Raw genomic sequence first — 18,927 nt, forward strand, 5'->3', positions numbered from 1 at the left:
ATGGCGAGCGTATTTTACGAACTGGATTACCTGGAATATGAACCGTGTCCCCGTTATCAACATCTCCCCCTCCCAAGCAACGGAACGGCGTTTAGTTGGATATATGAACCAGATGCTCGTCGTTCCATGCATGACGACGATTTTTGTTAAGTGAGTACAGCCGATGATAAGAGAAGAGTTTGAGGTGGTTGTGTTAGCGGAAGATTTGCCGGTGGAAGGGTTAACTAAAGGCATGCTGGGTGCCATAGTATTAGTACATGAAAAACCCCATCTGGCTTATATGGTTGAATTTGTTGATGATGATGGGCGAACTATTGCAATGCCTTCACTGTTACCCAGCCAGGTGGCAGATTATATCCAACCGAAGTGAGAGGCAGGTACAATGGGGGAAGTGCTCAACAGAAACTGAACGCCACGTTTGACTTATCATCCGTTATCTCTGAATATCCACAAAAATAACATGGCTTAAAGCAGGAACAGGATGTTCACACTCTACATGAAATGGGATGCTGGCTGTGATTTAGCACCGGCTGATATTCAGTTCATCCTCACGCCACGCGATGCACTGGAAATGGCGAGCGTATTTTACGAACTGGATTATCTGAAATATGCCCCTCAAACCCGTTTTCAACATTTCACCATCCCCAGACGACGTGACGGCGTATACCACCGCTTCGCGGCGCAACCATACAAACGCAAGCACCACACGGAATACGACAGCCTTTATGATGAAGTAAAATGGAATCTTGAGCAGGGCTGGATGGTTGGCGTAAACACCGCAGAGAAGTGGGACCGTTTCCGTAACCCCTTCTTCTTCGATGACGACGGTAATCTGGTTTATGACCGTTTCATGGACAGCTATAGCGACAGTTTCCAGCGGGAAGTACAAAATATTTACGAACATTGCCTGAACGCACATCCGGGACGAAAACCCGCTCCGACCATTAAACAGCATGATTCCGATGCTCCCGTACAGCACGCACAGGCCACCAAAACCATCAACAGCAAAGCAGCCGGACGATTACTGGCGGCAGGTGGAATCTACAACGGCAACATTGAAGGCTTTAGGCAAACAGCGGAGCAACTTGGTGGAGAAGCCGTTACAGGCTACGACAGCGTTTTAAATGAAACCACGTCCGGTATGATGATAACCGCCGCCTCGCTGCTGCTCATCAGAAATCCAGCGACAGCGAAACAGTTGACCGACTATCTGGGAAAATATAAAAACAACCACGTTCTGCTAAGTGATATAAATGTTACGGAGCTAAATTACTTTCGCAGGAACCGTCTCGAATATAATGTGCTACGAAAAGAATTTAATAGTACTGTTCGCCCTGCTTTTCTCAAATCTCTTGCCAATCACCCTGATGCTTTAACAACTTTTGACTCTGACAACCTGCTCCGACTTGCCAATGGAAAAGTCCCCGCAGGATGGGAGGTCCATCATAAAATTCCCCTTGATGATGGGGGGGCAAATACCTTTGAAAACCTAACGCTGATACAAAGTTCGCCCTATCATTACACGCTTTCAAAGGCCCAGGGCACAATAACGAAAGTTCTTCCCTATAATGAAAGCGCAAAAGTGTTATGGCCTGCTCCAAAAGATGTAATTTATCCCGCTGGCATTAAGGAGAAGAAATGAAGGATACCGATGGATTGTTAGGCATATTCAAGACCCTAATGACTGCTGATAACTACCCGATAGCCAATCCTGTCCATCCTGCCGTGATGGCAGATCTCATGCGCAATGCTCCACCCGCCGAATGGGGTAGTCAGAAAAGAACGGTTTACGAGGATATACAGCGCCTGATGGTTACCCGACCTGACTACCTGAATATGTTCAACATTATGGATGGTCTGGAGTATAACGGACTGACTTTATATAACATAGTTCAGGCAGAAAATGGTGTGCCATTATGGTCAAATATCTACATCCGCAACGTTGATACACGCACCGATGAAATCTATCTTGATCAGAATCTCACTGATAAGGTGCTCATTGGTGAGGATGGTATATCCGTTATTGTCTACAGTTTCGCTGATGATTGCTTTCAGATCCGTGATAAAGTCTCAACGGATTATGTAATAGAATCACATAACCAATTTCACGGATTGTTATCCGCACTAATTGATACGGTGAATTAATATGCGTCAAATCTCAAACTGGCAGGATCCGCGAAAAACGACCAGTAGTTGTGCGTGAAACGTGGAAAATACCTGATGTGAATATACTGAGTAGTGGGGGGCTGAAATGATAAATGAAATAAAGAAAACGTTAACCAATATTATTAGCATACTGCACTCAAACAATGAGAATGCATGGGCCAAAACCTTTGAGACACTTGGTAGTGAACTTGACGTCGACTGTGAAGCTTCAATATTCGCATTAAAAAAAGTTTACGGTGGAATGGGATCATTTAACGATATTGTTCTTCACAAAAATGGGCAACCGCTCCGTAAAGAAAATGACGAACTGGAAGATTTGAGCCATAGGCTTTACCAGCAACTTGAGCAGGCAATCGAGTTAACAAAAAAAGGTGTTTACCCTAACACTCATCATCAGCGTCGCTGACGCATGCTCAGGGAGATTTCCACCCTGAGCTATAAGTGCCAAACTTACCTTACGTTTTTCGAAAGCGCCGCCGGGCAAAACTCACCGCTGAAGCCGCCCCGCCAGATGCACCGCCACATCCACCCCGCTGCGTTCCAGCGAAATGGATTCCCCTTCCCACGCCGCTTGTCGCGTTAAGCAGGTCAGCACGCCGCCGGGCGGCATCTCGATTGCCAGCCGCGCATCGCGTTCATTCGCGGATATCACCGCCTCCTGCCAGCGCACGGTACGCGCCATATTCATCGCCAGATCGTCGGCGATCTTCTCCGGCTGCCAGAGCACGCGTCCGGTACTGCCGCTCAGATACGCGCAGCGTGGGCGTGAAAGCGTGACCGATTCAAACGCTGCCGCCAGCTTCTGCGCCGGGTCCGCCAGCAGTGCGCAGTGCGACGGCACGCTGACCGCCAGCCGTTTGGCCTTGCTCGCCCCTTTCGCCAGCGCCCGCTCGGCTACCTGCGCCATCCCTTCATCGGAGCCGGCAATCACGATCTGCGTTTCGGCGTTCAGGTTCGCGATATACGTGCCCGTGCCTTCGATAAGCTGTTCCACCTGCGACAGGGTCAACCCCATAATCGCCGTCAGGCCATAGCCGTGCGGATACGCCTGCTCCATCAGATCGCCGCGCAATGCAACCAGCTTAAGGGCGTCGGTAAATTCCAGTGCGCCAGCCATCACTGCTGCCGGGTACGCGCCAATCGACAAACCGCTCACAATGTCCGGCGTCACGCCGCGACGTTGAAGCTCGCGTGCCCAGGCCACGCCTGAAATCAACAGACAAAGTTGAACCGCGCGGGTGTGGCGTAACGAGGCTGCACTGTCCAGCGTATCGACTTCGCTTCCCAGTACCTTACGCGCCTGAGCCAGCGCCGTTCCCGGCAGGTTATGCAGCATACCTTCATGCTGCGTGCCCTGCCCCGGAAAGGTAAACAGTATTTTCATTACTCCTCCCTGCGCCACGGGTCCGTTACCAGACGCGGTCCGCGGCGGGTTTTCAGCAGCGTTTTGCCGTCGCGCAGCCACTCCGCCAGCGCGAATCCCCCTTCGGGTGTATCGACCTGCGTATCCGCCCGGCACAATGCATGGCCGAGCTGCGACTGCCATGCGGTAAACGCATCAGGGGAAATCGGCTGAGGGGCGCGGATCAACAGGTCGAGATCGCTGTCGGCGTGGATAACCGGAATACCGGTCGCCAGTGCATAGCCAGTGCTGCCGGTAATGCCCCACGACCATGGCCACAGCTGCTGAGAAAGTTGTAGCGCCACCTGTACCGGTGGCTGCGTCACAAAGGGCGAGCGTAGCAGATCCGCCGTTACGCTCAGTGATTCGGGTGGCACCACACGCGTTACGTGTTCTGGTTTCACCCATCCGGCCGCCCGCTGGTCGCGGCGCAGGCCGCGCACGCCAACGGGAATACGGCCAGCGTTATCAACATCACGCCGCACTACGACCGGCAAACCGGTATGCCAGGCCGCCTCCACCCAGTCGTCGGTGATGCCTTCCAGCGCGTCTCGCGCGGTAAGCCAGATGAGGTCGTGGGGGCGTAATGTTGTGGTCATGATTACATTCCTGAGGTCAGCGAGATAAACAGCGGCAGCGACAGGATACACAGTACGGAGCTTAACAGCAGCACGGCTTCCGCATCCGGAGACTGCACGCCAAAGCGGTTACCGAACACCACACCGAAGAAGCCCGCAGAAAGCGCAATCATCAGGATAGCGGTGATCGCCACGGAACCGTGCAGACCAAAGAGTAAAACGATACCCCAGGCAATCGCAGGCTGAATCAGCAGCTTGGCGATAGTTGACGTGATGACCATGGTGTTGATCTGCAACTTACGGGCAGAGAGGATTACCCCGGTCAGGAACAGCGCTGCAGCGGTCGCGGACAGCCCCAGCGGTTTAATCGCCGCCAGCACCAGTTCCGGCATTTTGATACCGATGGCGGACAAAATGACACCCAGCAGCGGGCCCATCACGATCGGTTTTTTAATCGAACGCCACATCAGCACCGGCAGCATTGAGAGCGTTGAGCCAGAGTTATTCCCTTCGGTGCGCGCTTTTTCACGTTCCAGAATGAGCAGGCAGAACGGGGTCATCAGCACCGAACCGCAGGCGATGGAGACCGCAACAGACAGTGATGTCGATGAACCTTCACCCAGCACGCTGCCCAGAATAGGCAGGCCGAGCGCCGCATAGTTTGGCAGGGCGACGGTCAGCGTCAGCACGGCGGCATCCTGCGGCGATTTTTTAAAGACGCCGGTGGCGAGGAAGTAGATGGCCGCATAGGTTATCCACATCGCCAGGGTCAGTACCAGAATCAGCGGCGACTGGGCCACAATGCCGGTCCACGGCGTTTGCACGGTGGCGCTGAACAGCGCGGCAGGCAGTGCAAAATCCATCACGAAAATATTAAGCAGGGAAACGTTTTTGTTGTCGACCATCTTTGCCTTACCGGCCCAGAATCCCAGCAGCATGATGACGAAAATCGGTGCAAGAGCATGAACAATTACGTAAGTCATAATTCACCTGTAGTAAAAAAGTTTAAGCACTGGCGCGATGATTATTATTTTCAGGATGCAGGTTCCCGCGCGGACGTAACGGTTACGTCCGCGGGGTCGTGCATCTGGCAGGTCTCTTTTTACTTACCAGCTTGCCCGCATGCGTTCGCGTACGAGGGCAGAGCTGCGGCGGTTGTCAGCACCCAGACGATTGTTCAACGTGGTGTCCTGACGAGCGTCACTGATGGCCTGTTGCAGGGTGGTTTTCACCTGCGCCAGATCGTTATCGGAGGGGGCATCCGGGTTGCTGATGTCCAGCAGGTTTGAAAGCAGCCCCAGGGTGGCGTAGTTGCTGATGTCATAGGCCATCGGCGGAATGGTGGCCGCCAGTTTTTCCAGCGCGTCGACGGTTCGCAACGTAATGCGCGCCGCAGACTCTTTACCCATCGCGTGGATCAGCACCCCTTTATCGTTGAAAGCAATCAGGCGGTTAGCCTGGTAGCCATGCGCCAGAAATGCGCCGGACATCGCTTTACCGACGATAAGCCCAATCACCGGATGACCGGCCAGGCGCGCGTTGGCATACGCGGCGGCTGCCCCCGCCAGCGCCTGGTGGATACCAAACGCCTCTTCGCGACGGCCATAGGCCTGGCTTGGGACGTCAATCACCGCCACAATCGGGCGCTTCACGGACATACTGGCATCCTCGGCCACGGTTTCGCTCACCACTTTCGCCAGCGTCCAGCCCTCCAGCAGACCAACTTCCCCTTTCGCCGCGCGCGGGAAATGGTTGTGGGCATCCGGCACCACGGCAACAAAACGCACCGCTTCACCGTTCAGTTCGCCGTCTGCCGCCTGCACGGACGGGCAAAGCCCTTCCACACGTTTTGCATTCGGCGCGAGCAGAGTCATCCAGAGTTCGCCACGGCTTATTGCGTTAGTCATCATTTCACCTCCCGGGCAAAAAGCGCGTTAATTTGTTCGGCATCGGCCTGTTTGCGGGTGTCGAAATTCGTCAGACGGTTCAGGTAATCGTCGTAGTTATCGGTGCGGTGTTTCGCGGGTACGCCCCTGGCAATCGCGTCGTTCATCGCCGCTTTCACCGCGTTGATACCGTCACCGACCAGCGCGTCAACCAGCCCGCTTTGATAGCGCACTTCGCCACCGGTCATGCTCCAGATAAACGGACGGTCTCGGGAGTCGTACTCTTCAATCCCCGCTTCCTGCTCGATGACCTGCGGACCGTTCAGTCCGAGACGCGCTTCGCGGGTCACAATCAGGTAGCTGCACAGCGCCGCCGCGATGGACATCCCACCGAAGCAGCCCACGGTCCCTGCGACAATCCCGATAACGGGCGTGTAACGACGCAGGTCAACAATCGCCGCGTGGATATCGGCAATGGCGGCCAGACCCAGGTTCGCCTCCTGCAGACGAACGCCGCCGGTTTCGAGGCACAGCACAGCCTGAGTCGGAATGCCGTTGCGGTTATCTTCTGCCGCCAGCTCCAGCGCCGCCGCCATTTTGGCACCGGACACTTCACCCATGCTGCCGCCCTGGAACGCACCTTCAATGGCGACCACAACGGCTGGCTGACCGTTGATCGTGCCTTTCGCCACCACCATGCCGTCGTCCGCCTGCGGAACAATGCCCTGTGGCCCAAGCCACGGAGAGATAATGCCTTCAAACGGATCCAGCAGTTCGCGATAGCTACCCTCATCGAGCAGGGCCTGCGCACGCTGGCGTGCTTTCAATTCGATAAAGCTGCTGTCATCACGCATGGCTCACCCCCTCAAAAACCTGTTCGATACGAATGCGAGCCACGCCCGGCGTCGCGCCGAAATCATGAATGGTCAGTTTTCCTGCTGGCAGGCTACTGACCGTTTGCAGGCGGTTGAACAGTGCCTCCCAGCGACCCCGGCTGTTGTCGACGGAGGTGGTGATATCAATGGTTAATGTCTGGCCCGGTTCGGCGGTGAAGAGCACCTCCATATCCCCGGAACCGACTACCCCTGCCAGGGCCCTGCCGCTTAACGCGCGGCTGGCTGGCACGGTCAATGTGATTTTTTCCATAACATCCTCTTAATGCTTTGAATAAGGCGTTTCGACGCGATCGAGAAACAGCGTGGCAGCAAGCAGGTCAGCAGCGCCGCCTGGGGAGGCGTTTAGCGCCAGCATCTGACGGTCTAAGTTAGCCAGCGCCTGCTGGCCTGCAGTCGTTGCACAACCTCCGGCGTTCAGTACCGCTCGGGCACCGTCCTGCATGGCGTCCAGCCCCTCCAGCCCGGCACGCGACAGCACGCAGGTGTCGGTAAGCGACGTCATGATCGCCATCAGCGCGTCAAGCCTGGCGTGCGTTTCGCTGCTGCCGTTGAGACGGCTCAGGCGAAGCTGCGGCAACGCGCGCTGCATAATGTGCGGGAACGCCTGCTGAGCCTCTTCGCGTGCACCCGGTACGCGGTAGCGGTGCGTGGCGCGAAGGCCTTTGCTGAACACTTTCGGCGCCGCTTCGTCAGGGAGTTTCGCCAGCTGCGCGGCGGTGCGGGCGACGTCGTGCGCTCTGGCTTCCCCGCCCAGCATAGCCACCGCGCTGACCAGCAACCCCAGCGCCCAAATCGCGCCGCGATGGGTGTTTACGCCACACGTTGCAGCCATCATCTGCTGCTCGCCTTCGCGACCAAGACGGCCAACGGTTTGCCGAAGCGCAATATCTGCCGGACGCAGCCAGCTTTGCTGCGCCAGCGCCTGAAACGTCGGGGTCAGGCTGCGCGCGGAGCGCTCCATCAGCGCAAGGGATAAATCGTGGTGCGCACCGTTCCCCCGACTGTCCACCAGACCGGGTTTCGGGCTTAATCGTGCTTCGTCAATCAGACACTGCGTGGCGGTTCGCGCCAGCCATTCGGCACCGCCTTCAACCTGAATCTGGGGCAGAAGTTTCATTACCAGCTCCGGAATTTCGCAGGTGGGTTGTACAGACCGCCGGACCATTCAACGAGGTCTGACACGCTGCCCGCCGCCAGCAGAGAGCGGGTGGCATCGGTGCGGCGAATGCCCATATCTTCCGGATAAACGACCTTGCCGCTCTGGCGCAGTTCCGCCACGCGCTTAGCATCCACGCCCAGACCGATATCGGTGATCCCCGCCACAGCGGCAACCATGGCGCGACGCTCCTCAAGATCTTTGGCGCGATAGAGGTAAGCAATCCCCTCTTCCGTCAGCACGTGCGTCACGTCGTCGCCGTATATCATGACCGGCGCCAGAGGCATCCCGGACGCTTTTGCCACGTCAACAGCATCAAGTTTTTCCACAAAGGTCGGCTTCACGCCCGCCTGGAAGGTTTCCACCATCTGCACGACCAGTTTTTTACCGCGCTGCATCGGGTCAGGTTCGGTGATCATGTTCAGCCAGGCCGGTGTGGCGTGGCGACGACCGTGTGGGTCGTGCCCCATGTTTGGCGCACCGCCGAAGCCGGAAAGACGACCGCGTGTCACCGTTGAGGAGTTGGCGTAACCATCAACCTGCAGGGTTGAGCCGATAAACATATCGACCGCATACTGACCGGCCAGCTGACAGAACGCACGGTTGGAACGCATGGAGCCGTCGGCACCGGTAAAGAAGATGTCCGGACGGGCGCGGATGTACTCTTCCATCCCCAGCTCGCCGCCGAAGCAGTGCACGCTTTCCACCCAGCCGCTTTCAATTGCCGGGATCAGCGTTGGGTGCGGGTTCAGGGTCCAGTGCTTACAGATTTTGCCCTTCAGGCCGAGCTGTTCGCCGTAGGTCGGCAGCAGCAGTTCAATCGCTGCGGTGTTAAAACCGATCCCGTGGTTGAGGGACTGCACCTGATGTTCCGCGTAGATGCCCTTAATCGCCATCATCGCCATCAGGATGTGTTCCTGTTTGATCAGTCGCGGATCACGGGTAAACAGCGGTTCGATAAAGAATGGCTTGTCGGCAACGACAACATAGTCAATCCAGGAGCCCGGAATATCGACGCGCGGCAGGTCGCATTCGTCGTCCACCAGTTCATTCACCTGCGCAATCACAATCCCGTCGTGGAAGGCCGCGGCTTCCACCAGTGCCGGAGTATCTTCGGTGCTCGCCCCGGTGTAGAGGTTGCCTTTGCGGTCTGCTTTAAACCCCGCAATCAGCGCCACGTTGGGCGAGAGGTCGACGTAGAGGCGTGAATAGAGCTCGATATAGGTATGGATAGCGCCGATTTCGAGCTGACCATCTTCCAGCAGCTGGGAGATTCGCAGGCTCTGCGTCCCGGAGAAGGAGAAGTCCAGCTTGCGGGCGATGCCTTTCTCAAAGATATCCAGATGCTCGCTACGGCCGACGCTCGGCATGATCATATGCAGATCGTGGACAATTTGCGGGTTCACTTCAGCCAGCGAGCGTGAAAGGAAATCGGCCTGCTTCTGGTTGTTACCTTCCAGAACGACCTTATCGCCAGGGGCGATCAGTTTTTCCAGCATGGCGACAAGATCGCCGGTTGGCAGTACCTTGCCCTGCACCGGTACGGACGCCAGACGACGCGCTTTTTCGCTGCGTCGCGTGTTCCATTGCCGGGTGGGTGTTTGCCCAGATAACATTATTAACCTCCTGATTCAGCTAATCATTTTGATTTGCTTAACGTCGAGTAAAGTGTGCGCTCTGGTGGGAAAGGCATCAATTAAGCGTAGAGCGGAATCATTAGCCTGAGAGTAATAATCACGGTAAAGATTTGTGATCGGGATCAGTTCATGTTTCGGAAAACCAGGCTAAACGGGGTACAATTCGGAAAGTATCGTTAATTTCCGACAAGAATCAGCATCGCGCTTATGACCCAAATCATTCCAACAGACTTCGACATTGCAGCCGAAGACAGCACCGAGTTCGTGCCCATGCGCGGTGTGTCCAACTGCCATTTGCAGACCATGCTGCCACGGCTGATCCGCCGTAAGGTTCAGTTCACGCCGCACTGGCAGCGGCTTGATCTGCCAGACGGTGATTTTCTGGATCTCGCCTGGAGCGAAGACCCCGAGCAGGCACGTCATAAGCCGCGTCTGGTGGTTTTTCATGGTCTGGAAGGGAGTCTGCACAGCCCTTATGCGCATGGATTGATTGAGGCGGCAAAAGCGCGAGGCTGGCTCGGGGTGGTGATGCATTTTCGTGGCTGCAGCGGCGAGCCAAATCGTCAGAAACGCATCTATCACTCGGGTGAAACCGAAGACGGAACCTGGTTTTTACACTGGCTGCGGGAAAACTATGGCACCGTGCCAACGGCGGCCGTGGGGTATTCGCTGGGCGGAAATATGCTCGCCTGCCTGCTGGCCAAAGAGGGCGACAGCGTACCACTCAATGCCGCAGTGATTGTCTCCGCGCCGTTTATGCTGGAGCAGTGCAGCTACCATATGGATAAAGGGTTTTCCCGCGTCTATCAGCGCTATCTGCTCAACCTGCTGAAAGCCAACGCCGCACGTAAGCTGAAGGCTTACCCGGATACCCTGCCGGTCAGCCTGCGCCAGTTGAAAAAGGTGCGCCGCATTCGTGAATTCGACGATCTGATCACCGCAAAAATTCACGGCTTCGCCGATGCGATCGACTATTACCGTCAGTGCAGCGCCATGCCGTTGCTCAGCAAAATCACCCAGCCGACTCTGATTATTCACGCCAAAGATGACCCGTTTATGGATCATCACTCTATTCCCGCGCAGGAATTCCTTCCCGACAATGTTCACTATCAGTTGACTGAACATGGCGGCCACGTTGGGTTTATTGGCGGGACGCTGCGCCGCCCGAAAATGTGGCTGGAGGCGCGTATTCCTGACTGGCTTACTCCTTATCTGGACGGTGCAAAATGATCATCCCCTGGCAGGATCTGTCTCCCGAAACGCTCGATAATCTGATCGAAAGCTTTGTATTACGTGAAGGCACCGATTATGGTGAACATGAACGCTCACTCGAGCAGAAGGTCAACGATGTTAAACGCCAGCTGAAAAGCGGCGACGTGGTGCTGGTGTGGTCAGAACTGCATGAGACGGTCAATATCATGCCCCGCAACGCGTTTCACGGCTGACCTTCCAACCTTTTCAGTCAGGGAGTTGCTATGTCTGCCAGACATCCCATTATTGCCGTTACGGGGTCGAGTGGTGCGGGAACGACCACCACCAGCCTCGCGTTTCGTAAGATTTTCGCCCAACTGAATCTCCGGGCGGCGGAGGTCGAAGGCGACAGTTTTCACCGCTATACGCGACCTGAAATGGACATGGCGATCCGTAAGGCGCGCGATCTGGGTAAACACATCAGCTATTTCGGTCCCGAAGCCAATGACTTTGGCCTTCTTGAGCAAACCTTCCTGGAGTACGGTCAGAGCGGCAAAGGGCAGTCGCGTAAGTATCTGCATACCTATGATGAAGCTGTGCCGTGGAATCAGGTGCCGGGCACCTTTACCCCCTGGCAGCCGCTGCCGGAACCCACCGATGTGCTGTTTTATGAGGGATTACACGGCGGCGTAGTCACCCCCCAGCATGACGTGGCGCGCCATGTGGATCTGCTGGTCGGCGTGGTGCCTATCGTAAACCTGGAGTGGATCCAGAAGCTGACGCGCGACATGAGCGAGCGCGGCCATTCGCGCGAAGCGGTGATGGATTCGGTGGTGCGCTCCATGGAAGATTACATCAACTACCTCACGCCACAGTTCTCCCGCACGCACATTAACTTCCAGCGCGTGCCGACGGTGGACACCTCTAACCCGTTCGCGGCGAAAACCATCCCGTCGCTGGACGAGAGCTTTGTGGTGATCCACTTCCGCAATCTCGAAGGCATTGATTACCCCTGGCTGCTGGCGATGCTGCAGGGCTCGTTTATTTCGCACATGAATACGTTAGTGGTACCAGGCGGAAAAATGGGGCTGGCGATGGAGCTCATCATGACGCCGCTGGTGGAGCGGTTGATGGAAGGGAAGCAGATTGCGTGAGTTGTTCTGCCCGGTGGCGCTGCGCTTACCGGGCCTACGTTCATGCTTTTGTAGGGCGGGTCAGCGAAGCGCCACCCGCCAAAAGATTAAGCCTCGATCACTTCATACGAATGCGTGATTTTTACCGCTTTCTCCAGCATTAACGCCACAGAGCAGTATTTTTCCGCAGACAGATCCACCGCACGCGAAACCGCCGCGTCTTTAAGCGCTTTACCGGTGACCACAAAGTGCAGATTAATGTGGGTGAACAGGCGTGGCGCCTCTTCGCGACGTTCTGAGGTGAGTTTAACCTCGCAATCCGTCACGTCATGACGACCTTTTTGCAGAATCGACACAACGTCAATCGCGCTGCATCCACCCGCCGCCATCAGCACCATTTCCATTGGGCTGGGGGCTTTATCGCCGGAGTTACCGTCCATCAAAATCTGGTGCCCTGACGCGGATTCGCCCAGGAACGTTAAACCTTCAACCCATTTCACGCGCGCTTGCATATTCTTTAACTCCAACGTTGCATTTTCGGTGACAGATTACGCGTGCGTTACATTTCTCGCAACGGAAGGCGACCTGCATCATGCTGAAGCGAGACACCAGGAGACACGCGGCGAAAGCTATGCTAAAACACTCAGGATGCTACAGTAATACATTGACGTTACACATGTATGCAGAGGACATCAAACTTTACTGGCTGCGAAACGTTACGACAGCCGACTTCCCAGGGTATGGGTAAGAATTCGATTGCAACCCCAGAGTCCGGATGCATCTGATGACTCTGGTGACAGCTTATAACAGAGGATAACAGCGCATGGTGCTTGGCAAACCGCAAACAGACCCGACTCTCGAATGGTTCTTGTCTCATTGCCACATTCATAAGTACCCATCGAAGAGCACGCTGATTCACCAGGGTGAAAAAGCGGAAACGTTGTATTACATCGTCAAAGGCTCGGTGGCAGTGCTGATCAAAGATGAGGAAGGGAAAGAGATGATCCTTTCTTATCTGAACCAGGGCGATTTTATCGGTGAACTGGGCCTGTTTGAAGAAGGCCAGGAACGTAGCGCCTGGGTTCGTGCAAAGACAGCATGTGAAGTGGCTGAAATTTCTTACAAGAAATTCCGTCAGTTGATTCAGGTAAACCCTGACATCCTGATGCGTCTTTCTTCCCAGATGGCGCGTCGTCTGCAGGTCACATCCGAGAAAGTGGGTAACCTCGCCTTCCTGGACGTCACCGGTCGTATCGCGCAGACCCTGCTGAACCTGGCGAAACAGCCAGACGCCATGACCCACCCGGACGGCATGCAAATTAAAATTACCCGTCAGGAAATTGGTCAGATCGTCGGTTGCTCCCGCGAAACGGTGGGTCGTATCCTGAAAATGCTGGAAGATCAGAACCTGATCTCTGCCCACGGTAAAACCATCGTGGTCTACGGAACGCGTTAATTCCGCTCAAACGGCGTGCCATCGCAAGGTGTCACGCCGTTTTTGTCTCTATTCCCCATGTGGCGCAGGCTGATCTATCACCCGGAAGTTAATTACGCACTGCGACAAACGCTGGTGTTGTGCCTTCCTGTGGCCGTGGGCCTGATTCTGGGACATCTCCAGCAGGGTCTGCTGTTTTCTCTCGTTCCCGCCTGCTGCAACATCGCCGGTCTGGATACGCCGCATAAACGCTTTTTCAAACGCCTGATCGTTGGCGGTTCGCTGTTTGCTGGCTGTAGCCTCGCCGTGCAGCTTTTACTGGCGCGCGATATTCCGCTGCCGCTGATCCTGACCGTACTGGCGATGAGCCTCGGTGTTACCGCAGAAATCAGTTCCCTGCACGCCCGCCTGCTTCCCGCTTCACTGATTGCCGCCATCTTCACCCTGAGCCTCGCCGGGAATATGCCGGTGTGGGAGCCGCTGCTGATCTACGCCCTCGGCACGCTGTGGTACGGGCTGTTTAACTGGTTCTGGTTCTGGCTGTGGCGGGAACAGCCGCTGCGTGAATCTCTGAGCCTGTTGTATGTGCAGCTTGCGGATTACTGCGAAGCCAAATACACCTTGCTGACCCAGCATACCGACCCGGAAAAATCCTTACCGCCGCTGCTGACGCGCCAGCAAAAGGTAGTGGATCTGATAAGCCAGTGCTATCAGCAGCTGCATATGCTCGCCGCCAACAAGAATCACGAATATAAACGCCTGCTGCGCACTTTCCAGGTGGGGCTGGATCTGCAGGAGCATATCTCCGTGAGCCTTCATCACCCACAAGAGGTGCAAAAGCTGGTCGAGCGCAGCCACGCCGAGGCGGTGATCCGCTGGAATGCGCAGACCGTCTCCGCGCGCCTGCGGGTGCTGGCGGACGACATTCTCTATCACCGCTACCCCACGCGCTTTAACATGGATAAACAGCTCGGCGCGCTGGAGAAAATTGCTCGTCAGCATCCGGATAACCCGGTCGGCCAGTTTGCCGCCTGGCACTTCAGCCGCATTGCCCGCGTGCTGCGCACCCAGCGCCCGCTGTATCCCCGCGACCTGATGGCGGATAAGCAAAAACGTCTGCCGCTCCTGCCAGCACTCAGAAGCTATCTCTCTCTTAAGTCTTCTGCCCTGCGCAATGCCGCGCGGATCAGCGTTATGCTCAGTATCGCCAGTCTGATGGGCATGGCGCTGCATCTGCCGAAACCGTACTGGATCTTAATGACCGTGCTGTTTGTCACCCAGAACGGCTACGGCGCCACCCGGGTACGTATTCTGCATCGGGCAGGCGGCACGATGGCGGGGCTGATTATTGCGGGCGTAACGCTACACTTCCACGTTCCCGAGGGGTATACCCTGGCAGGGATGCTGGTGATTACGCTGGTGAGTTACCTGATTATCCGCAAAAACTACGGCTGGGCGATGGTGGGCTTTACGGTGACGGCGGTATATACCCTTCAGCTGCTTACGCTAAACGGGGAACAGTTTATCGTTGCCCGCCTGATCGATACGCTGATTGGCTGCCTGATCGCCTTTGGTGGCATGGTCTGGCTGTGGCCGCAGTGGCAAAGCGGATTGCTGCGCCAGAACGCCCACGACGCGCTGGAGGCTGACCAGCAGGCCATTCGTCTGATCCTGAGCGACGACCCGCAGCCCTCCCCGCTGGCGTATCAGCGGATGAAAGTTAATCAGGCGCACAACGCCCTGTTTAACTCGCTCAACCAGGCGATGCAGGAGCCAGGCTTTAACGCGCACTATCTGGCGGACATGAAGCTCTGGGTCACGCATAGCCAGTTTATCGTCGAGCATATTAACGCCATGACCACCCTGGCGCGCGAGCACACGATGCTGACGCCGGATCTGGCGCAGCGTTATTTGCAGTCGTGTGAAATCGCCCTGCAGAGGTGTCAGCAGCGTCTGGAGTATGACGCGCCGGGTGAGTCGGGGGATTCGAACATTCTGGAAGCGCCGGAAACGCTGACCCACGGGCCGATGAGCACCCTGGAGCAGCATTTGCAGCGCGTGCTGGGCCACCTGAACACCATGCACACCATTTCGTCGGTGGCATGGCGTCAGCGTCCGCATCATGGCATTTGGTTAACGCGCCGGTTAAAACGAACCGAGTATTAGCCTTTAACGATCTTCGCCACCGCCGCGGCAAAGCGGGTTAACCCGTCTTCAATGTCTTTCTCTTCCACCACCAGCGACGGTGCGAAACGCATCACGTCTGGCCCCGCATTCAGCACCATTACCCCTTCGTGGGCGGCAGCATGCAGAAAATCGCGGGCGCGGCCTTTGTACTGTGGCGTGAGCTCGGCACCGATCAGCAGACCCATGCCACGGATTTCGCTGAACACATCATACTGATCATTGATCTTTTGCAGATGTTTTACGAACAGCTCACGCTTCGCATTCACGCCGTTCAGCACTTCTGGGGTATTGATGAGATCAAATGCCGCCCCCGCCACGGCGCTCGCCAGCGGGTTACCGCCATAGGTTGAGCCGTGCGAACCGACATGGAACGCAGAGGCGATCTCCTGAGTCGTCAGCACCGCACTCACCGGGAAACCACCGCCGAGCGCTTTGGCACTGGTCAAAATATCCGGCGTCACACCGTAGTGCATATAAGCGAACAGATCGCCGGTACGTCCCATTCCGCACTGCACTTCATCAAACACCAGCAGCGCCTGATGCTCATCACACAGCGCGCGCAGCCCTTGCAGGAATTCCGGGGTGGCCGCCGTCACGCCGCCTTCGCCCTGGATTGGCTCCACGACTACCGCGCAGGTGTGGTCGTCCATCACCGCTTTCACCGCATGCAGATCGTTAAACGGCACATGGACGATGTCGGCCGGTTTTGGGCCAAAGCCGTCGGAATACTTCGGCTGGCCGCCGACGGAGACGGTAAAGAACGAGCGCCCGTGGAAGGCGTTGTGGAAGGCGATGATTTTGGTTTTGTACGGGCTGTGACGCGTCGTCGCGTAATAACGCGCCAGCTTAAAGGCGGTTTCGTTGGCTTCGGTGCCGGAGTTCATAAACAGCACACGCTCGGCAAACGTGGCATCAATGATTTTGCGGCCCAGACGCAGCGCCGGCTCGTTGGTGAATACGTTACTGGTGTGCCACAGGGTTTCGCCCTGGGTTTTCAGCGCCTCCACCAGCGCAGGATGGCAATGACCCAGCGCCGTGACCGCAATACCGCCCGCGAAATCCACATACTCTTTTCCCTGCTGATCCCAGACGCGGCTGCCTTTCCCCTTAACCGGGATAAACTCAGCTGGTGCATAAATCGGCAGAATCACTTCATCGAATGTTGCGCGGGTAATTGCTGGTTGTTCAGTTGCCATGTCATGCCCATCCATTTTATGTCACATTGATTGTGAAAATATAATCACAAAATATGCATAAAAAATCACAACAAGGCAACAGATATTCAGCGATGGTGGAAATTAGCCAGCAGGTCATGCCCTTGCTCACTGAGGATACTTTCCGGATGGAATTGCACGCCCTCAAGATCCCACTCGCGGTGGCGGATCCCCATGATCTCCTGCGTATCGCTCCAGGCGGTCACCTCAAAGCAGTCTGGCAGCGTCGTCGGGTCAATCACCAGCGAATGGTAGCGCGTCACGGTTAAGGGATTATTGAGCCCCGTGAATACCCCGGTACTGGTATGCGTGACCGGCGACGTTTTCCCGTGCATCACTTTCGCGGCACGCACGATGGTGGCGCCGAATACCTGGGCAATGGCCTGATGGCCCAGGCAGACGCCCAGAATGGGCAGCTTGCCAGCATAGTGCCAGATAACATCCAGAGACACGCCCGATTCCGACGGCGTGCAGGGGCCGGGTGAAATCACAATTTTCTGCGGAGCCAGCGTCGCAATATCGGCCAGAGTCACGTCATCGTTACGGCGGACAACCACCTCTGCTCCCAGCTCACAAAAATACTGGTAAAGGTTCCAGGTGAAGGAATCGTAGTTATCAATCAGCAGAATCATGGCGGCTCCCGAAAAAAATGCCGCCCTATTCTACTCAGATTCCCGCGCTTCGCTCACTACTTTGGCAAAGACAGCGTTCAGCGCAGTCAAATCGCCCGTGGCACCGCTTCGGTTCGCCGCCACCCACTGCTCGGGATCGATACCCCGCCAGTCCAGGATATACCCGGCATGAATGGCCAGCTGCTCAAAGAAAACCCGCTGCGCAATGCCGTTTCCGCTCATAAAAGGATGCAGCATGTTGATTTCGCAGTAGTAGTGGCTGATTCTGTCCACAAAGGTATCTTTCTGAAGACCCACCAGATACTTTTCGCTTTCCAGGTCCGCCATCAATTCATTGCCCATCTTCTCGATGTACTCGAAGTGGCAGAAAGGAATGTCACCTTTAAAAATATCGTCGGTACGGTACTCGCCCGCCCGCGTCATCTCTTTGCGATACAGATGGCGGTGAATAAGGCAAAGATGGGGCAAACCGGGCGCGGAAGGCCCGAGCTCCAGCGTCTCGATATGGGGTTCTGAAGGACCATGACCTTTTTCAAGGAGACAACTGGCCTGAAGATTGACGTTACGCTGCTGCTCCCAAATACGGGATTTTTGCTTGTCGGTGAGTTTTTTCACTTAACGCCTCCCTGAATAGTCCGTTTGCCACAAGTATAAGCAGCAAAACGCGCTTTCGCAGGGAGGGGGCATTACACGGGCGAGCGCCGCCCGTGTCAAAGAGGGTTACGGCAGTACTTTTGCGGAGAGGATCACGACCGGCTTGGACGGCACATTCTGGTACGGGCCGACGTCATGAGTAGGAACCTGAGAAATCTTATCCGCCACGTCCATCCCTTTCACAATTTTACCGAAGACCGCGTAACCGAAGTCGCGCTGGCCGTGGTCGAGGAAGGCGTTATCCGCCACGTTGAGGAAAAACTGGCTGGTGGCGCTGTCTTTATCCGCCGTACGCGCCATGGAAATCGTGCCGCGCTTGTTCAGCAAGCCATTGTCCGCTTCGTTTTTGATCGGCGGGTTCGGCTGCTTCTGCTGCATCTGCTCGTTGAAACCGCCGCCCTGAATCATGAAGCCAGGGATCACGCGGTGGAAAGTGGTGTTGTTATAAAAACCACTGTTCACATAGTCGAGGAAGTTTTTCACGGAAACCGGAGCTTTCTGGCTATTCAGTTCCAGCTCAATATTCCCGGCAGAGGTGGTCAGCAGAACGTGAGGGTCCCCTTTGGCTGCCAGCGCAGCAGGGGAAACGGCAGAAAGAGCAAACACAGCTGCGACAGCCGCCAGTGTTGATTTGAGCATGAGAATTCCTTAACAAAGCGCAGTATAAAAAAGCGAATGGCTTGATTCTAAAGAGCAGTATGAACGGAGACCAGCCTTTTACCTAATTTTACGAAATTGAAACAGTTGTAACCACGCAAAC

Annotated in this window: 22 protein-coding genes; 9 read left to right on the forward strand and 13 right to left on the reverse strand. The window is 55.8% G+C overall.

What is annotated here, in order from left to right:
• The first annotated feature begins 163 nt into the window (after positions 1 to 163).
• From L383_RS07335 to L383_RS07320, 4 genes are all read left to right on the forward strand, one after another.
• Positions 164 to 370: a DUF4926 domain-containing protein gene (locus L383_RS07335; RefSeq protein WP_023331462.1), complete on the forward strand. Its 207-nt coding sequence runs from the start codon at positions 164 to 166 to the stop codon at positions 368 to 370.
• Positions 371 to 481: 111 nt separating this feature from the next.
• Positions 482 to 1,642 (forward strand): HNH endonuclease signature motif containing protein, encoded by a 1,161-nt coding sequence (locus L383_RS07330; protein WP_023331463.1) that lies wholly within the window; start codon positions 482 to 484, stop codon positions 1,640 to 1,642.
• Complete coding sequence (locus tag L383_RS07325; protein WP_023331464.1) at positions 1,639 to 2,145, forward strand: YrhA family protein; 507 nt, start codon at positions 1,639 to 1,641, stop codon at positions 2,143 to 2,145. Before L383_RS07330 ends, L383_RS07325 begins: the two co-directional genes overlap by 4 nt.
• 106 nt (positions 2,146 to 2,251) lie before the next feature.
• Positions 2,252 to 2,572 carry a DUF6966 domain-containing protein gene (locus L383_RS07320; RefSeq protein ID WP_023331465.1) on the forward strand — a complete coding sequence of 107 codons (321 nt, stop codon included), beginning with the start codon at positions 2,252 to 2,254 and terminating at the stop codon, positions 2,570 to 2,572.
• 81 nt (positions 2,573 to 2,653) lie between these two features.
• On the opposite strand, the gene mdcH is transcribed toward L383_RS07320, so the two are convergent.
• From mdcH to mdcA, 8 genes are all read right to left on the reverse strand, one after another.
• Positions 2,654 to 3,550, reverse strand: coding sequence for a malonate decarboxylase subunit epsilon (gene mdcH / locus L383_RS07315; protein WP_023331466.1), 897 nt, complete (start codon positions 3,548 to 3,550; stop codon positions 2,654 to 2,656).
• Complete coding sequence (locus tag L383_RS07310; protein WP_023331467.1) at positions 3,550 to 4,167, reverse strand: malonate decarboxylase holo-ACP synthase; 618 nt, start codon at positions 4,165 to 4,167, stop codon at positions 3,550 to 3,552. Before L383_RS07310 ends, mdcH begins: the two co-directional genes overlap by 1 nt.
• Positions 4,168 to 4,169: 2 nt before the next feature.
• On the reverse strand, positions 4,170 to 5,129 hold the full coding sequence (locus L383_RS07305) for an AEC family transporter (protein WP_023331468.1): 960 nt from the start codon (positions 5,127 to 5,129) through the stop codon (positions 4,170 to 4,172).
• Positions 5,130 to 5,252: 123 nt separating this feature from the next.
• On the reverse strand, positions 5,253 to 6,053 hold the full coding sequence (mdcE, locus tag L383_RS07300) for a biotin-independent malonate decarboxylase subunit gamma (protein WP_032629551.1): 801 nt from the start codon (positions 6,051 to 6,053) through the stop codon (positions 5,253 to 5,255).
• The gene (locus tag L383_RS07295) at positions 6,053 to 6,886 is read right to left on the reverse strand and encodes a biotin-independent malonate decarboxylase subunit beta (RefSeq protein WP_014885503.1); all 834 of its coding nucleotides are present in this window, start codon (positions 6,884 to 6,886) and stop codon (positions 6,053 to 6,055) included. The genes mdcE and L383_RS07295 overlap by 1 nt, the downstream gene beginning before the upstream one ends.
• Positions 6,879 to 7,178: a malonate decarboxylase acyl carrier protein gene (gene mdcC, locus L383_RS07290; RefSeq protein WP_014885504.1), complete on the reverse strand. Its 300-nt coding sequence runs from the start codon at positions 7,176 to 7,178 to the stop codon at positions 6,879 to 6,881. Before mdcC ends, L383_RS07295 begins: the two co-directional genes overlap by 8 nt.
• 9 nt (positions 7,179 to 7,187) lie before the next feature.
• On the reverse strand, positions 7,188 to 8,045 hold the full coding sequence (locus L383_RS07285) for a triphosphoribosyl-dephospho-CoA synthase (RefSeq protein WP_023331470.1): 858 nt from the start codon (positions 8,043 to 8,045) through the stop codon (positions 7,188 to 7,190).
• Positions 8,045 to 9,700, reverse strand: coding sequence for a malonate decarboxylase subunit alpha (gene mdcA / locus L383_RS07280; RefSeq protein ID WP_014885506.1), 1,656 nt, complete (start codon positions 9,698 to 9,700; stop codon positions 8,045 to 8,047). Before mdcA ends, L383_RS07285 begins: the two co-directional genes overlap by 1 nt.
• 228 nt (positions 9,701 to 9,928) lie before the next feature.
• Here mdcA and L383_RS07275 point away from each other — a divergent pair, with 228 nt between their 5' ends.
• From L383_RS07275 to L383_RS07265, 3 genes are read left to right on the forward strand one after another with little or no spacing between them, the layout of a single operon-like run.
• Positions 9,929 to 10,951, forward strand: coding sequence for a hydrolase (locus L383_RS07275; protein ID WP_023331471.1), 1,023 nt, complete (start codon positions 9,929 to 9,931; stop codon positions 10,949 to 10,951).
• Complete coding sequence (locus L383_RS07270; protein WP_003861664.1) at positions 10,948 to 11,166, forward strand: YheU family protein; 219 nt, start codon at positions 10,948 to 10,950, stop codon at positions 11,164 to 11,166. Before L383_RS07275 ends, L383_RS07270 begins: the two co-directional genes overlap by 4 nt.
• A gap of 30 nt (positions 11,167 to 11,196) precedes the next feature.
• Positions 11,197 to 12,066 carry a phosphoribulokinase gene (locus tag L383_RS07265; RefSeq protein WP_014885508.1) on the forward strand — a complete coding sequence of 290 codons (870 nt, stop codon included), beginning with the start codon at positions 11,197 to 11,199 and terminating at the stop codon, positions 12,064 to 12,066.
• 86 nt (positions 12,067 to 12,152) lie between these two features.
• On the opposite strand, the gene L383_RS07260 is transcribed toward L383_RS07265, so the two are convergent.
• Positions 12,153 to 12,557, reverse strand: coding sequence for an OsmC family protein (locus L383_RS07260; RefSeq protein WP_014885509.1), 405 nt, complete (start codon positions 12,555 to 12,557; stop codon positions 12,153 to 12,155).
• 311 nt (positions 12,558 to 12,868) lie between these two features.
• On the opposite strand from L383_RS07260, the gene crp reads away from it, so the two are divergent.
• Together crp and L383_RS07250 are read left to right on the forward strand one after the other, a co-directional pair.
• Positions 12,869 to 13,501 (forward strand): cAMP-activated global transcriptional regulator CRP, encoded by a 633-nt coding sequence (crp, locus tag L383_RS07255; protein WP_000242758.1) that lies wholly within the window; start codon positions 12,869 to 12,871, stop codon positions 13,499 to 13,501.
• A 57-nt stretch (positions 13,502 to 13,558) separates the two neighbouring features.
• The gene (locus tag L383_RS07250; protein WP_023331472.1) at positions 13,559 to 15,646 is read left to right on the forward strand and encodes a YccS/YhfK family putative transporter; all 2,088 of its coding nucleotides are present in this window, start codon (positions 13,559 to 13,561) and stop codon (positions 15,644 to 15,646) included.
• Here the strand turns inward: L383_RS07250 and L383_RS07245 are convergent.
• The 4 genes from L383_RS07245 to ppiA all read right to left on the reverse strand — a co-directional run bounded on the left by L383_RS07245 (position 15,643) and on the right by ppiA (position 18,806).
• On the reverse strand, positions 15,643 to 16,863 hold the full coding sequence (locus tag L383_RS07245; RefSeq protein WP_023331473.1) for a bifunctional acetylornithine/succinyldiaminopimelate transaminase: 1,221 nt from the start codon (positions 16,861 to 16,863) through the stop codon (positions 15,643 to 15,645). The two genes, L383_RS07250 and L383_RS07245, sit on opposite strands and share 4 nt — an antisense overlap.
• 86 nt (positions 16,864 to 16,949) lie before the next feature.
• Entirely contained in the window at positions 16,950 to 17,513 is a 564-nt protein-coding gene (gene pabA / locus L383_RS07240; RefSeq protein ID WP_023331474.1) for an aminodeoxychorismate synthase component 2, read from the reverse strand.
• 30 nt (positions 17,514 to 17,543) lie between these two features.
• The gene (locus tag L383_RS07235; RefSeq protein ID WP_023331475.1) at positions 17,544 to 18,128 is read right to left on the reverse strand and encodes a putative adenosine monophosphate-protein transferase Fic; all 585 of its coding nucleotides are present in this window, start codon (positions 18,126 to 18,128) and stop codon (positions 17,544 to 17,546) included.
• 105 nt (positions 18,129 to 18,233) lie between these two features.
• Positions 18,234 to 18,806 (reverse strand): peptidylprolyl isomerase A, encoded by a 573-nt coding sequence (ppiA, locus tag L383_RS07230; RefSeq protein ID WP_014885514.1) that lies wholly within the window; start codon positions 18,804 to 18,806, stop codon positions 18,234 to 18,236.
• Between the last annotated feature and the right edge of the window lie 121 nt (positions 18,807 to 18,927).

It is taken from the genome of Enterobacter sp. MGH 37 (genome assembly GCF_000534515.1).
Taxonomy (GTDB): Bacteria; Pseudomonadota; Gammaproteobacteria; order Enterobacterales; family Enterobacteriaceae; genus Enterobacter; species Enterobacter kobei.